General features: G+C 64.6%; 15 protein-coding genes. 8 read left to right on the forward strand and 7 right to left on the reverse strand.

Features of this window, described 5'->3' with window-relative positions; translation table 11 throughout:
* The first annotated feature begins 104 nt into the window (after positions 1–104).
* On the forward strand, positions 105–470 hold the full coding sequence (locus LY254_RS00320; protein WP_010316617.1) for an AbrB family transcriptional regulator: 366 nt from the start codon (positions 105–107) through the stop codon (positions 468–470).
* On the opposite strand, the gene LY254_RS00325 is transcribed toward LY254_RS00320, so the two are convergent.
* Positions 409–2,103 (reverse strand): NAD(P)/FAD-dependent oxidoreductase, encoded by a 1,695-nt coding sequence (locus LY254_RS00325; RefSeq protein ID WP_247477900.1) that lies wholly within the window; start codon positions 2,101–2,103, stop codon positions 409–411. The genes LY254_RS00320 and LY254_RS00325 overlap by 62 nt on opposite strands.
* A 72-nt stretch (positions 2,104–2,175) precedes the next feature.
* Between LY254_RS00325 and LY254_RS00330 the strand changes: the two genes are divergently transcribed.
* Together LY254_RS00330 and LY254_RS00335 are read left to right on the forward strand one after the other, a co-directional pair.
* Positions 2,176–2,919, forward strand: a complete 744-nt coding sequence (locus tag LY254_RS00330) for an MBL fold metallo-hydrolase (protein ID WP_247477901.1) — start codon at positions 2,176–2,178, stop codon at positions 2,917–2,919.
* 28 nt (positions 2,920–2,947) lie between these two features.
* Positions 2,948–3,709, forward strand: a complete 762-nt coding sequence (locus LY254_RS00335) for a Tic22 family protein (protein ID WP_247477903.1) — start codon at positions 2,948–2,950, stop codon at positions 3,707–3,709.
* Positions 3,710–3,712: 3 nt separating this feature from the next.
* Here LY254_RS00335 and LY254_RS00340 read toward each other — a convergent pair whose 3' ends face one another.
* From LY254_RS00340 to hemH, 5 genes are read right to left on the reverse strand one after another with little or no spacing between them, the layout of a single operon-like run.
* Positions 3,713–3,925: a GIVxVP protein gene (locus LY254_RS00340; RefSeq protein WP_247477904.1), complete on the reverse strand. Its 213-nt coding sequence runs from the start codon at positions 3,923–3,925 to the stop codon at positions 3,713–3,715.
* A gap of 6 nt (positions 3,926–3,931) precedes the next feature.
* A complete protein-coding gene (locus tag LY254_RS00345; protein ID WP_247477906.1) occupies positions 3,932–4,300 on the reverse strand; it encodes a nuclease in 369 nt (122 codons plus the stop codon).
* Positions 4,297–6,150, reverse strand: coding sequence for a biosynthetic-type acetolactate synthase large subunit (ilvB, locus tag LY254_RS00350; RefSeq protein WP_371820476.1), 1,854 nt, complete (start codon positions 6,148–6,150; stop codon positions 4,297–4,299). Before ilvB ends, LY254_RS00345 begins: the two co-directional genes overlap by 4 nt.
* A gap of 35 nt (positions 6,151–6,185) precedes the next feature.
* Complete coding sequence (locus tag LY254_RS00355; protein ID WP_247477908.1) at positions 6,186–6,737, reverse strand: M23 family metallopeptidase; 552 nt, start codon at positions 6,735–6,737, stop codon at positions 6,186–6,188.
* Complete coding sequence (gene hemH, locus LY254_RS00360; RefSeq protein WP_247479932.1) at positions 6,706–7,881, reverse strand: ferrochelatase; 1,176 nt, start codon at positions 7,879–7,881, stop codon at positions 6,706–6,708. The genes LY254_RS00355 and hemH overlap by 32 nt, the downstream gene beginning before the upstream one ends.
* A 107-nt stretch (positions 7,882–7,988) precedes the next feature.
* On the opposite strand from hemH, the gene LY254_RS00365 reads away from it, so the two are divergent.
* A complete protein-coding gene (locus tag LY254_RS00365) occupies positions 7,989–9,176 on the forward strand; it encodes a site-specific integrase (RefSeq protein WP_247479934.1) in 1,188 nt (395 codons plus the stop codon).
* Between the two features lie 80 nt (positions 9,177–9,256).
* Positions 9,257–9,880 carry a cob(I)yrinic acid a,c-diamide adenosyltransferase gene (gene cobO / locus LY254_RS00370; RefSeq protein WP_247479937.1) on the forward strand — a complete coding sequence of 208 codons (624 nt, stop codon included), beginning with the start codon at positions 9,257–9,259 and terminating at the stop codon, positions 9,878–9,880.
* Here the strand turns inward: cobO and LY254_RS00375 are convergent.
* Complete coding sequence (locus tag LY254_RS00375) at positions 9,877–10,083, reverse strand: hypothetical protein (protein ID WP_010316644.1); 207 nt, start codon at positions 10,081–10,083, stop codon at positions 9,877–9,879. The genes cobO and LY254_RS00375 overlap by 4 nt on opposite strands.
* A 100-nt stretch (positions 10,084–10,183) precedes the next feature.
* Between LY254_RS00375 and pyrH the strand changes: the two genes are divergently transcribed.
* The 3 genes from pyrH to LY254_RS00390 are packed head-to-tail and all read left to right on the forward strand — an operon-like array spanning position 10,184 to position 12,626.
* A complete protein-coding gene (gene pyrH, locus LY254_RS00380; protein WP_247477910.1) occupies positions 10,184–10,897 on the forward strand; it encodes a UMP kinase in 714 nt (237 codons plus the stop codon).
* 44 nt (positions 10,898–10,941) lie between these two features.
* Positions 10,942–11,481 (forward strand): ribosome recycling factor, encoded by a 540-nt coding sequence (gene frr / locus LY254_RS00385; RefSeq protein WP_010316649.1) that lies wholly within the window; start codon positions 10,942–10,944, stop codon positions 11,479–11,481.
* Entirely contained in the window at positions 11,478–12,626 is a 1,149-nt protein-coding gene (locus LY254_RS00390) for an NAD(P)/FAD-dependent oxidoreductase (protein ID WP_247477911.1), read from the forward strand. The genes frr and LY254_RS00390 overlap by 4 nt, the downstream gene beginning before the upstream one ends.
* Position 12,627: the final 1 nt, after the last annotated feature.

The following is a 12,627-nucleotide window of genomic DNA, read 5'->3' on the forward strand; positions in this document are numbered from 1 at the left end:
ATTGAAAAAAAAACTCCTGGGAAATCCCGGCTTTTTGAAAAAGTCAGCCTTGCTGAATTGACCGTCGGGTGTGATGATGCAGAAGTTGCATAACTATCAATCTCATGCTCACCGGAGCTGATCTTCTCGCCAAAGTCAAAGAAATGGGCGACGTGAGCAAATCCGACGTTGTACGTGCATGCGGATATGTCTCCAACAAGAAAGACGGCAGCGAGCGGCTGAATTTCACGGCGTTCTACGAAGCGCTGCTCAATGCCAAGGGCGTTGATTTTGGCGGCTCGAGCGCCAAGGTTGGTAAAGGCGGCCGCAAGCTGAGCTTCACCACCAAGGTCCAGTTCAACGGCAACCTGATGGTGGGCAAGGCCTACACCGCCCTGCTGGACCTCAAGCCCGGCGATGAGTTCGAAATCAAGCTGGGTCGTAAGCAGATCCGTCTGGTGCCCCTGGGCGCTCCTGACGAAGAAGAGTGAGGCCAACGGCTTCCGCCACGCGGATGCCATCCATCGCAGCGGAGAGGATTCCGCCGGCGAAGCCGGCCCCCTCTCCCGCCGGATAAAGCCCTGGGGTGTTGACGCTCTCCAGGGCTTTTGTTCTGGGAATGCGCACGGGGGATGAGGTGCGGGTTTCAACGCCAGTCAGCAGCGCATCGTCCATGGCGTAGCCCGGAATGGACTGCTCGAACTGCGGCAGGGCCTCCCGCAGGGCTTCGATCACAAAGGCCGGTAAGGCCTGCCCCAGGTCTGCAGGGACTACACCGGGGCTGTAGGAGGGCTTGACCGTCCCCAGATCGGCGGGTGCCTGGCTGCCGCCGGCCAGGAAGTCCTTGAGCCGCTGACCGGGAGCGGCATAGCTCTTGCCACCGAGTTCAAAGGCTTTGGCCTCCCAGTGCCGCTGGAAGGCAATCCCCGCAAGGGGGTCGCCGGGGTAGGCGCCATAGCTTTCGACGTCGCCTGTCTCAATGTTCACGACGATGCCGCTGTTGGCGTTGCGCTCATTGCGCGAGTGCTGACTCATCCCGTTGGTGACGACCCGTCCCACCTCAGAGGTGGCCCCCACCACCAGGCCACCGGGGCACATGCAGAAGCTGTAGACGCAGCGCCCGTTGCTGACGTGTTTGACGAGCTTGTACTCCGCAGCCCCCAGACGGGGATGGCCGGCGCAGTTTCCCCAACGGGCCGCATCGATCAGGGGTTGCGGGTGCTCGATGCGAAAGCCCACCGAGAAGGGTTTGCGCTCCAGTGTCACGCCCTGCTCCTGAAGCATCGCGAAGGTGTCGCGCGCGCTGTGGCCGACCGCGAGGACCACCTGCTGCGCCGGGATGATCTCTCCGCTGGCTAGGGCAACGCCGCTAAGGCGCCGCTCTTCATCGCTCTGCTCGACGCAGAGCTGACTCACACGGCTTTCGAAGCGAATCTCTCCGCCGAGGGCCGTGATCTTGCTGCGCAGACCGCGAACCACCGTGGCCAACTTGAAGGTGCCGATGTGGGGGTGGTGCTTGACCAGGATCTCTGGATTGGCCCCCGCTGCGACCAGTTCCTCCAGGACCTTGCGCCCGAGGTGTTTGGGGTCTCTCACCTGGCTGTAGAGCTTCCCATCGGAGAAGGTGCCCGCACCCCCTTCCCCAAATTGCGCGTTGGATTCGGGGTTGAAGGGCGCACTTCCTTTCCAGAAGCCAAAGGTGTCCGCCGTGCGCTCCTTCACGGGTTTGCCGCGCTCGAGCAGCAGGGGTCTCAGCCCCATCTCCGCCAGGATCAGGGCACAGAAGTAGCCGCAGGGTCCGGCGCCAATAACCACCGGCCGCTGGGGTAGGGGATCCCCGGGGCTGGCCTGCGCCACGGCTTGGTAGTGGGTGTCGCTTGCGGGTTGCAGGTGGGGATCGCGCTTGAAGCGCTTCAGCAGTTGCTGCTCGAGCTGCGGCGGCAGTTCCAGCTCCAGGCTGTAGGCGATCTGGATGGCGGATTTCCGCCTGGCGTCGATGCTCTCTTTGATGACCCGATGCGCGAGCAGGGCCGCTGGATCGATCTTGAGGCGTTTGCAGATGGCTGGAGCGAGGTCCGCTTCCTCGTGATCCAGCGGCAGCTTCAACTCGCTCAGTCGCAGCACCACTTGTCCTGAGCCTCGTTCCTGTATTCCAGCACCGCGCTGCCTAGCCTCGCCGCCAGTTGCGTTGAAGCGGTGGAAGCGACCTATTTCGGGGCAAACGGCTGGTTACTGGACTGGTCGGGACTGCGGGTGCTGGTGGACCCCTGGTTCTGCGGTCCGTTGGTCTTTCCCCCCGGGCCCTGGTTTTTCCAGGGGCAGTTGTCCCGCTCCTTTGCGCTTCCTGCCGATCTCGATTTGCTGCTGCTCACCCAGGGACTGGATGACCACGCCCATCCCGAGACCCTGGCGTTGCTGCCCCGTTCCCTGCCCGTGGTGGGGTCCCTGACGGCGGCCAAGAAGGTTGAGCAGATGGGCTTTGAGCAGGTCACGGGCCTGCGCCCCGGTGAAACCACGGCCTTCGGCGAGCTCCGAATTGAAGCCACAGCCGGTGCACCGGTGCCCCAGGTTGAGAACGGCTACCTGCTGCGCCATCCCCAGGGGAGCCTTTACCTCGAGCCCCACGGCTACCTGCCCGCTGACCTCGCCCCAGAAGCACTCGATGCGGTGATTACGCCCGTGGTCGATTTGGGCTTGCCGGTCGCTGGCGCCTTTGTCCGCGGCCAGACCGTTTTGCCTGAGCTGTTGGAGCGCTTTTCTCCGCGCACGGTGCTGGCGAGCACGACCGGCGGGGATGTGGCCTTCAGCGGCTGGCTGAACCGCTGGCTCTGGCAAAAGGGGAACTTGGAGGAGGCCCAGCAGGCTGTGGCCTCAGCCGCCCGGCTGATTGATCCAGTCCCAGGAGAGCCCTACGCCCTGGGGGTCTTTCCTGGGTTCTGACTAGGGTTGACCTTTCTTGATCGGTCGCATGCTCTCGCGCTTTCCCGCTTGGTTGAAGCCGATGGGCCGTCAAGCGGCCTCATTGCTGGCCCCCGTCGCCGTCCTGGGCGCCATGTCTGCGGCTCCCGCCCTGGCGATCCCTGAAGCCGAGGCGATCAAGAAACTGCAGGTGATTCCGGTCTTCGTGATCACCGATGCCAATGGCATTCCCCTGCCGATCCCCCGGGACGAGGCGTTGGTCCTGCCCCTCTATCTCGAGAGTGATCGGGCGAACACCGAGCTCAAGGCGCTGCTGAAGTCGAACCCGAGCCTCAAGGCCACCGTCACCCCCGTTCCACTGAATGTGATGAACGAGAAGGTGGTGGAGCTCAATAAGCAGCTGAAGGACAAGAGCAAGCCACTGGTGGCCCCTGTGGTGATGAATGACGCCGACATCAAGCAGGCCTACACCCTGCTGAAGAAAGAAGGTCTGAGCGACGATGAGATCAAGAAGGGCCTGAACGTGGCGGTGTTCTTCACCCAGCCCTTCCTAACCCTCAACACCCCCGATGGCCCTCGGGGCGTGTTCTTCCTGAGCTACGACGAGTTGCAGAAGGCCCTTTCCAACGTGCCTGAGGCTGAGCGCAGCAAGCTGAAGCCCAGGGTTGCTGACCTCACCGCGGTGCTCTCTCAGATCAGCAAAGCCAAGGAGGACAGCTTTGTGATCTTCCCGACCAAGGAGTACTTCCGCCTGGTGGAAGAGGGCCGCACCAAAGCCCAATCCAGCCCTCAGACCAAGCCGGCGAAGTAACGCTCAGGATTCGTCTTCGGACCTGGCCTCGGGAGCTGACTCCGGCATCAGCTGGGCTAGCAAACCCGCTGCGATCAAGACTCCCCCTACCCCCAGGGCGAGGGACTTGTTGTCCGCGGCCGCCGCAGGTCCCCAGACCGCGGTGGCGATGAAGGCACTTCCCAACAGGAGTGTGGGCACCAGCACAATGCCCTTGGCTGCCCGATTGATGCTCAACGGCCGTTAGCAGGATCCTGAGGAGGACGCTAGGCCCGATGCAATCAGCTCCGCGCCCAGGTCGTGGTTGGCGTGCCCATCGAGGTGATTGATGCGGGCGATGAGGACCCCATCGGCACTGCCGGTCGGGCGCAGGTTCACCTTGCTGCGCCTGGGCAGTTGCTTACGAATCCAGTCCACGGCGGCAGCGTCATCGTCTGGGTCCACCACGACGCAGGCCAGTTGCACGCTGTAGGTGCGGTTGCGGTCACCGATCTGCAGCAGAGTGCCGCTCCGCACCTGCAGCACCTCGGCCGCCAAGACCTGTCCCGGCCAGAGCAGCAGGCAGGCAGCCGCTGCAGCACAGACCCAGCGGCGGATCAGCCCCAGCCTCACAGCTTGGCGCCGCAGTTGGGGCAGTACAGGCTGGAGCTGGAGGTGCTGTGGTGGCAGCTGTGGCACTCGCGATTGGTGTCGATCGCCAGTTCCGGATGGGAGGGGAGGCCCACCATCTGGGCGTTGCTGGCACCGGGGGGCACCATCGGATAGCAGTTCTCGTTGCGGCGCACCTTCACCTCAATGAAGGCCGGACCGGGGTGGGCCAGGGCTTCGGCGAGTTTGGTGCGCAGTTCCTCCCGTCCTTGGATCTGAACTCCTTTGACGCCGAAGGCTTCCGCTACAGCGGGGAAGTTCGGCATGCCGCCGGTCATCTCTGAGGCGCTGTAGCGCTCGCCGTAGAAGCTCTCCTGCCACTGGCGCACCATCCCCTGCCAGCCGTTGTTGAGCACCACCACCTTCACGGGGAGGTGGTACTGGCTGAGGGTCCCGAGCTCCTGGATGTTCATCAGGATGCTTGCATCGCCGGCCACGCAGATCACCGGTTCTTCGGGGAAGGCGCACTGAACGCCCATGGCCGCCGGCATGCCGAAACCCATGGTCCCGAGGCCCGCGGAGCTGATCCAACGGCGGGGGAGGGTGTGCAGGAACTGCGCAGCCCACATCTGGTGCTGGCCCACGTCAGTGGTGAAGAAGGCTTTGGGGGAGAGCTCCTGCAGCATCGACACCACCTCTTGGGGCGCGATGTCTCCCTCGGGTGCTGGAACCACCAAGGGGTAGTGCTGTTTCCACTGGGCGATGCGCTCGAGCCAGGCCTCGGTGCGGCCTCGGGAGTCCTCCTGGCTGGAGGCGGCCAGCAGGGCCTCGACCGCTTGCTTGACGTCGGCGACGACGGCCACATCCGGCAGACGGGTTTTGCCCATCTCTGCCGCATCAATATCGATGTGGATGACCTGGGCCCGGGGGGCGAAGCCATCGAGGCGGCCGGTGACACGGTCGTCAAAACGGGCACCGGCGGCGATCAGCAGGTCGCAATCGGTCACCGCGAAGTTGGCGTAGGCGGTCCCGTGCATGCCGAGCATCCCCACCGAGAGGGGATGGAGCTCATCAAAGGCACCCTTCCCCATCAAGGTGGTGGTCACCGGAAGCCGGAAGCGCTCCGCCAGGGCATGGATTTCGGCGTGGGCGCCGCTGCTGATCGCCCCACCACCGACATAGAGGAGGGGACGGCGGGCATTGCGGATGAGCTCCAGCGCAGCGGAGATGGCGCTGGGGACCGGCGCGGGGGGGAGTTTGAAACCAGGGGGAACGGCCGCGCCGGGTTCAACGGGGATGTAGTCGAACTCCTCGACTCCCACGTCCTTGGGCACGTCGATCAGAACGGGACCGGGTCGGCCGCTGGAGGCAATCAAGAATGCCTCCGAGACGATGCGGGCAATGTCCCGGGGATCGCGCACCACCCAGGAGTGCTTCACGATCGGCAGGGTGATGCCAAAGATGTCCGTCTCCTGGAAGGCGTCCGTCCCGATGGCCGCCCGGGGGACTTGGCCGGTGATGACCACCATGGGCACGGAGTCCATGTGGGCCGTGGCGATGCCCGTCACCAGGTTGGTGGCCCCTGGACCTGAGGTGCCAAAACAGACCCCGACCTTGCCGGTCGCGCGGGCGTAGGCGTCGGCTGCGTGGGTGCCGCCCTGTTCGTGGCGCACGAGCACGTGCTTCAGCCAGCCCCTGGATTCGGCCTTGTGCAGCTCGTCGTAGATGGGAAGGATCGCGCCGCCGGGATAGCCAAAGATCGTCTCCACGCCATGGCGACGGAGGGCATCCATGAGGGCGTAACCGCCACTCACCCGGGTCGGGGTGGAGTGATCAGCGGCGGTGGCCGCTTGTGAAACGGACGTCACGGTCACGGCGGCGGCGGACAGCGTTTTCAGATCCAGTCACCCTAAGGTCTGGCCTGAGAAATGGGCGTTTCCAAGCGCCTGGCGTCAGCCATTGCTCGCAGCAGCAGCACCGGGTCCAGCCAACGCTCGTTCAGCTTGACGCCCCAATGCAGGTGAGGTCCGCTGCTGCGGCCGCTCACCCCGATGGCGCCCAGGGGTTCCCCCGTCCGTAGCCAGGAGCCCTGGCGCAGGCTCGCGCCTCCGCTGTGCAGGGTGTCCTGTTCGATCGTTCCCTGCAGATGGCAGTAAAGGTGCTCGTAGGGGCCGGAGCGAATCGTCACGCCGATGCCGCAGCTCCCGTCGTTGATCAGCCGCTCCACCCGCCCGGCCCACCAGCTGAGCACCGGGGAGCCCAGGGGAGCGGCGATGTCCAGGCCCCGGTGGAGGCTGGAGCCGCCGGATGGGCTGCTTCTGAGCCCGTAATGGCTGGTGTAGCCGCTGAACTGGGGGACGGGGAAACGGGCCTGTTGCCAGGGGTTGGCCAGGGCGGGCCCCAGCAGCAGGGATGCTCCGAGAAGGGCCTTAGAGCAGGCCGATGGAATGCAGCGGGCCACGACCGCTCAGCAACTCCAGCAGGAAAGCGGAGAAGCCGAGCATTGCCAAGCGTCCGTTCCAGACCTCGGAGCTGTTGTTCCAGCCCCAGGCCCACTTGTCCTGGGGATAGAGCTTGACCTGGGTTGGCAGGGCCGCGGCTTGATCCAGGTTGACCTCTGGACCTTCCAAGGCGTGCTGGACCAGGTTGGCCAGGCCCTGAATAAAGGATGGGGTGGTGTCGAGGGCCGGAACGCGTCGGAAATTCGTGATGCCGGCTTCTGTGGCAATTTCGCGGTACTCGATATCGATCTCTTCGAGCGTTTCGATGTGCTCGCTGACGAAGCTGATGGGGACGACCACCAGGTCCTTCACCCCGGACTCCCCGAGTTCATTAAGGGCGTCATCGGTGTAGGGCTTGAGCCACTCCACCGGACCGACGCGGCTCTGGTAGGCAAGCGTGAAGGGGTTGGCGTGGCCGAGATCGGCGGCCAGCTTGTCCATGATCAGCTGGGCGCAGCCCTCGATCTCCTTTTGATAGGGGTCACCGGCTTCCTCGACGTAGCTCTTGGGGACGCCGTGGGCGGAGAAGAAGACGTGGGCCGTGGCCGGATCGGGGCAGGCCTGGATTTCCTTGCCGATCAACTCGGCCATGGCGCCGATGTAACCGGGGTCGTTGTAGTAGCTGCGAATGCAGCGGATCGGCAGCTTGGAGAAGGCGGGGTCGCCCTGGCGCAGGCGCTGCAGTTCACGGAAGCTTGAGCCGCTGGTGCTGATCGAGAAGTGGGGATAGAGGGGCAGGACCACCACCTCATCGATCCCATCGGCCTTGATGTCGGCCACGGCCGACTCGGTAAAGGGGTGCCAGTAGCGCATCGCCACGTAGCTGGTGGCCTCGATGCCGCGCTGGCGCAGGGTGCTTTGCAGCTCGCGGGCCTGCTGCTCGGTGATGCGCCGGAGGGGGGAGCCCCCACCGATGGAGCGGTAGGCGGCTTGGGACTTGCCGGCGCGCAGGCTGCTGATCAGCCAGGCCAGGGGTTTTTGTAGCGCCGGATTGGGCAGCCGGATGATTTCCGGGTCAGCGAAGAGGTTGTAGAGGAAGGGACCGACGTCCTGAATGCGCTCAGGGCCGCCCAGGTTCAGCAACACCACGCCGACCTTGGCCATGCCCCGCTTCATCGGACAACAACAGCGGCGAGCGTAACGCTGCCGGCTGGGGGCTGGTCGCTCCCGTTCAGGCTCGATAAGGTCGGCCGGCTCGCTTTGGTCTCAAGATCAGCCTCGAACGCCTCGATCTGGCCCTTCGGGAACACAACGCGCTGCTGGCCGCCAGCGGTGTTTCGCTGCGGCTGGAGCGCCGGGGCTCCCGGCTCGGCCTGAGGGGACCCTTGCCCTGCCGCAGCGGTGGGTCGGATCAGCGGGTGCAACGGATCAGCCTTGGTCTTGACGCTGACCCAGCCGGCCTCGAGCAGGCCCGCCACCAACTGAAGCTGGTCCTGCAGCAGCTTCAGCAGCAGCGCTTCTGCTGGGACGACTGGCTTCAAACCAAGGACGCTCCCACGGGGCCATTGCCCCCAGCGACGGCCTCTTCGCTTGCGGCGCGGCTGCAGCGCTTTGAGCAGGGGTTTTTCCAAGATCCGCGCCGCCGCCGCAATCCCTCCGGAGCCCGGACGACCTGGAGCAGCGCCTATCTGCCCTATGTCCGCCGCCTCGAGCGCTTGGCTGGGGATCAGGGGATGGCCTGGGGCCTGCCGCTTCTGGAGGCCGTTCTGGAGAGTTATCCCCTGGCCTCGCGGGGGCGACAGCAGTGCGGCACCACCCTCGCGGCCCTGGCTCGAGCCGAAGGGTTGGCGTTGCCCCCTGACTGGGGTGAGCGGGCGGGGGGCTATGGCCTGCATGCCGCCCAATTTCGCCAGCTCCCAAGCGACCTTCAGATCCTGGAGTGGCTTGAGCGCATTCCTAACCCCGGATGGCGCTTGGCCTACGGCCTGATGGCGACCTATGGCCTACGCAACCATGAGGTCTTCTTCACCGACCTCTCCGCCTTGGCACCCGGGGGCGATCGGGTGATCCGTGTGTTGCCCACGAGCAAGACCGGAGAGCACCAGGTTTGGCCCTTTCAACCGGAGTGGGTGGAGCGCTTCGGCTTGGAGCAACTAGGGGCTCAGCGTCAGCTTCTGCCGGCGGTCTGTACCGATCTCCGCCGCACCACCCTGCAGCAGGTCGGCCGCCGTGTTGCCGAGCAGTTCCGTCGCTACGACCTGCCCCTCACCCCCTATGACCTGCGCCATGCCTGGGCGGTTCGCACGATCCACATCGGTCTGCCCGACACGGTGGCGGCTCGGATGATGGGCCACTCCGTGGCGATCCACACCAGGACTTATCACCACTGGATCACCCGCCGGGATCAGCAGCAGGCTGTGGATACGGCCCTGGCCCGGCACCAGGCGAGCGCGGCTTAACCGCGCCAGATTGGAGGCACCCCTGACCTCAAGCTGTGGCCGATCCCAACGCCCTGGACCAGACAGCATCGGAGTTGGGGATGGGCGGAGACCTGGCCCCTGAGGCCACAGCCGATGCCTACCAGCGGCGCATGGCTCGCCGCAAGGAAGTGCAGCAGCAGCGGGTTGGGGAGCGCTCCCTGGAGAAGGGACTGGTGCTGGTTTTCACCGGTGATGGCAAGGGCAAGACCACGGCAGCCCTGGGGTTGGTGCTGCGGACCTTGGGCCACGGGGAGCAGGTGGCCGTTGTGCAGTTCATTAAGGGGGGCTGGCAACCCGGCGAGGCCAAGGCGCTGGAGCTGTTTGGTGAAGCGCTGCACTGGCATGCCCTTGGGGAGGGCTTTACCTGGGAAACCCAGGACCGCGAGCGTGACCGTGCCTTGGTGCAGCAGGCCTGGAAGCGCTCCTGCGAGTACCTCGCTGATCCCCAGCGCAAGTTGGTGGTCCTCGATGAAGTGAATGTGGCCCTCAAGTTGGGCTACCTCGATCTGGAGGATCTGTTGGAGGGATTGATGCTGCGGCCGCCCTTGACCCATGTGGCGCTCACCGGCCGCGGCGCTCCGGCGGCGTTAGTGGAGCGTGCTGATCTGGTGACGGAGATGAAGCTTGTGCGCCATCCCTTCCGGGAACAGGGGGTAAAAGCCCAGGCGGGTATTGAGTTCTAAGGACTGGTCTGGGTTTGCACCGTGGCCAGGGCGCTCATCAGCACCGAGAGCCCGCTGATCAACAGCGCCCGATGCACGACCGGTTCAGCCCAGGCGCGGGGGTCTTCGGTCAGTTGTTCCACGGCCGAGAGGGTGAGCCGTGCCATGAGGCCGCTGCGGCTGGAGCCGACCGGTGGAATGGGTTGGTCCTGATGCCTGTCCATCCAGCACTCCCATCTGCTGGCATCGAAGCGCTCCTGGCCAGCGTCGGCAAGGGATCTCACGCTTGCTACTGTTCGGCCAACGAAGCTGCAGCACGAAGGGATGGCCTATCAGCGCGTGTTGCTGAAGCTCAGCGGCGAAGCCCTGATGGGCGAGCAGGGCTACGGCATCGATCCTGCGGTGGTGGATGCCATCGCTAAGGATGTCGCCGCTGTGGTCTCCGACGGCAGCCAGCTGGCGATCGTGGTGGGCGGCGGCAACATCTTCCGCGGTCTTAAGGGGTCCGCCGCCGGCATGGACCGGGCCACCGCTGACTACGTCGGCATGTTGGCGACGGTGATGAATGCCATCACGCTCCAGGACGGATTGGAGCGGGCCGGCATTCCCACCCGCGTCCAGAGCGCCATCTCGATGCAGGAGGTTGCGGAGCCTTACATCCGTCGCAAGGCCATCCGCCACATGGAGAAGGGGCGCGTGGTGATCTTTGCCGCCGGTACGGGTAATCCCTTCTTCACCACGGACACCACCGCTGCGTTGCGGGCCGCTGAGATCGGAGCCGACGTGGTGTTCAAGGCCACCAAGGTCGACGGGGTCTACGACAAGGACCCCAACAAGCACGCCGACGCGGTGCGTTACGAGAGCCTCTCGTTCATGGATGTCCTCAGCAAAGAGCTAGAGGTCATGGACAGCACGGCCATCGCCCTCTGCAAGGACAACGCCATCCCAATCGTGGTGTTTGATCTGTTCGGTTCCGGCAACATTGGTCGGGCTGTGCGCGGTGAGCCCATCGGCACCAGCATCCTTCCTTCGGCCTGACGGGTCGGCCCCTTTCTTTCTTCAGCGACGCCCTTTTTCTCGCCATGGATCTCGAAGCCAGCATGCGCAAGTCGGTGGATTCCACCCAGCGCACCTTCAACACGATTCGCACCGGCCGGGCGAATGCGTCGCTGCTCGACAAGATCCAGGTGGAGTACTACGGCGCGGATACGCCGCTGAAGTCCCTGGCCACCATCAGCACCCCCGACTCCTCGACGATCCAACTGCAGCCCTTCGATGGCAGCTCCTTGGGGCTGATCGAGAAGGCCATTTCGATGAGTGACCTGGGGCTGACTTGCAACAACGACGGCAAGTTGATCCGTATCAACATCCCGCCCCTGACGGAGGACCGCCGCAAGGAGCTCTGCAAGTTGGCGGCGAAGTATGCCGAGGAGGGCAAGGTGGCCCTGCGCAACGTTCGCCGCGATGCGATCGACAAGGTGAAAAAGCAGGAGAAGGAGGGCGAGTTCTCCGAGGATCAAAGCCGCGATGAGCAGGACAAGGTCCAAAAGCTCACCGACAAGTTCATTGCTGAGATCGAGAAACTGCTGGCTGAGAAGGAAGCAGACATCCTCAAGGTGTGAGCGAACCGCACTGTTTTGATGTCGCCGTTGTCGGCGCCGGTGCTGCCGGCGGCGCAGCGGCCTTCCACCTGGCTGCGCGGGGACGTCGTGTTCTGCTGCTTGAGGCGCAGTCCCTTCCCAGGGCCAAACCCTGTGGCGGTGGCATGGCGGCCTCCGTGCAGCGTTGGTTTCCCTTTGATCTGCAGCCGGCCGTTGATCGCGTGATCACCCAGGTGAAATTCACCTGGTGCCTGGAGGATCCGGTGGTGGCGGTCCTTCCTGGCGACTCTCCGTTTTGGATCGTGCAGCGCTCCAAGCTGGACCACTATCTGGTTGAGCGGGCCGTTGCGGAGGGTGCGGAACTGCTGGATGGCTCCGAAGTGTCGTCAATCCACCGGGATGGCGATCGATGGATGTTGGAAGCCGGTGGCCATGGCTACCGCGCACGAGCCGTGATGATTGCCGATGGCTCCAACTCTCGTTTTGCCGCCCCCTTGGGCCTCGGTCCCAGTCAGCCGCGCTTTGCAGAAGCCCTGGCGGCTGAGGTTGATGCCGAGGTGTTGGAGGGGGACACGGCCCGATTCGAATTCGGTCTCGTGCGCCATGGCTTCTGCTGGGCCTTCCCCAGGCAAGGGGGCTACAGCATTGGAGTGGGCACCTTCATTGGCCGCGAAGCGGCGGATGCGGATGCGGTGTTAACCGAATTGCTTCCCTCCTTGGGCCTCGCGCCGGATGCCGGCCTGCGGCGCCGTTCTCCCCTCAGGGTTTGGGATGGTCACTACCCACTGCATGTCCCTGGCGCCGTGGTGGTCGGTGACGCGGCCTCCCTCTGTGATCCCTTTTTGGCGGAGGGGTTACGCCCGGCACTGATGAGTGGCGTGCGGGCCGCTGACGCGGTGGATCGCTATCTGGGCAGCTCCGCTGCCGATGAGCAACAGCAGGCCCTCGCTCAATACAGCGCCCAGATGCGCCAACACTGGGGCGACTCCATGGCCTGGGGCCGGCGCATTGCACAGGTGTTCTACCGGGTACCGAAAGTGGGCTACCAGCTGGGGATCAAGCGACCGACAGCGCCGCAACGGATCGCCCAAATTCTTTCGGGCGAGATGGGTTACGGCGATATCGCCCAACGCGTGATTAAACGCCTGCTGTTCCAGCGGGGCTGAG

The sequence above is a fragment of the Synechococcus sp. NB0720_010 genome (genome assembly GCF_023078835.1).
In the GTDB taxonomy this organism is placed as follows: domain Bacteria; phylum Cyanobacteriota; class Cyanobacteriia; order PCC-6307; family Cyanobiaceae; genus Vulcanococcus.

Bases quoted from the DNA above. Each gene is read 5' to 3' on its own strand.
- frr (WP_010316649.1), top strand. From the start codon at position 10,942: ATGGATCTCGAAGCCAGCATGCGCAAGTCGGTGGATTCCACCCAGCGC.
- LY254_RS00375 (WP_010316644.1), bottom strand. From the start codon at position 10,083: ATGGACAGGCATCAGGACCAACCCATTCCACCGGTCGGCTCCAGCCGC.
- pyrH (WP_247477910.1), top strand. From the start codon at position 10,184: ATGGCCTATCAGCGCGTGTTGCTGAAGCTCAGCGGCGAAGCCCTGATG.
- hemH (WP_247479932.1), bottom strand. From the start codon at position 7,881: ATGGCCAAGGTCGGCGTGGTGTTGCTGAACCTGGGCGGCCCTGAGCGC.
- LY254_RS00335 (WP_247477903.1), top strand. From the start codon at position 2,948: ATGCTCTCGCGCTTTCCCGCTTGGTTGAAGCCGATGGGCCGTCAAGCG.
- LY254_RS00320 (WP_010316617.1), top strand. From the start codon at position 105: ATGCTCACCGGAGCTGATCTTCTCGCCAAAGTCAAAGAAATGGGCGAC.
- cobO (WP_247479937.1), top strand. From the start codon at position 9,257: ATGGGCGGAGACCTGGCCCCTGAGGCCACAGCCGATGCCTACCAGCGG.